Origin of the sequence: Streptococcus sp. CL5.50 (assembly GCF_049738015.1) — a bacterium.
In the GTDB taxonomy this organism is placed as follows: domain Bacteria; phylum Bacillota; class Bacilli; order Lactobacillales; family Streptococcaceae; genus Streptococcus; species Streptococcus mitis_CA.
The window spans coordinates 1-628 of sequence record NZ_JBKOTR010000030.1; the positions used below are offsets into that span (position 1 = coordinate 1).

Annotated in this window: 7 tRNA genes; all 7 read left to right on the plus strand. The window is 50.6% G+C overall.

The features are described from left to right. Position 1 precedes the first annotated feature (1 nt). The 7 genes from ACLNCV_RS09710 (at position 2) to ACLNCV_RS09740 (ending at position 621) form a co-directional block, all read left to right on the plus strand. Positions 2-74, plus strand: a tRNA-Asp gene (locus ACLNCV_RS09710). Positions 75-98: 24 nt separating this feature from the next. Next, positions 99-171: transfer RNA gene (locus ACLNCV_RS09715), tRNA-Lys, on the plus strand. A 5-nt stretch (positions 172-176) separates the two neighbouring features. Continuing rightward, positions 177-258, plus strand: a tRNA-Leu gene (locus tag ACLNCV_RS09720). A gap of 18 nt (positions 259-276) precedes the next feature. Next, positions 277-349 (plus strand) — tRNA-Thr (locus ACLNCV_RS09725). 22 nt (positions 350-371) lie between these two features. Beyond that, a tRNA-Gly gene (locus tag ACLNCV_RS09730) sits at positions 372-443 on the plus strand. A 7-nt stretch (positions 444-450) separates the two neighbouring features. After that, a tRNA-Leu gene (locus tag ACLNCV_RS09735) sits at positions 451-536 on the plus strand. Between the two features lie 11 nt (positions 537-547). Beyond that, positions 548-621 (plus strand) — tRNA-Arg (locus ACLNCV_RS09740). The last annotated feature ends 7 nt before the right edge of the window (positions 622-628 follow it).

Below are 628 nucleotides of genomic sequence, written 5' to 3' on the forward strand. Positions count from 1 at the left end.
AGGTCCCGTAGTGTAGCGGTTATCACGTCGCCCTGTCACGGCGAAGATCGCGGGTTCGATTCCCGTCGGGACCGTTTAAGATAACGGAAGTTATTTTAGACTCGTTAGCTCAGTTGGTAGAGCAATTGACTTTTAATCAATGGGTCACTGGTTCGAGCCCAGTACGGGTCATATATGCGGGTTTGGCGGAATTGGCAGACGCACCAGATTTAGGATCTGGCGCTTAACGGCGTGGGGGTTCAAGTCCCTTAACCCGCATTAAGATATAATAAATGAGCCGGCTTAGCTCAGTTGGTAGAGCATCTGATTTGTAATCAGAGGGTCGCGTGTTCAAGTCATGTAGCCGGCATTTTTAGATAGAAGAAAACAGTGCGAACGTAGTTCAGTGGTAGAACACCACCTTGCCAAGGTGGGGGTCGCGGGTTCGAATCCCGTCGTTCGCTTAGAGAGGCCGGGGTGGCGGAACTGGCAGACGCACAGGACTTAAAATCCTGCGATTGGTAACGATCGTACCGGTTCGATTCCGGTCCTCGGCATAATATAATGAGCACCCTTAGCTCAACTGGATAGAGTACCTGACTACGAATCAGGCGGTTAGAGGTTCGACTCCTCTAGGGTGCATTTTTCT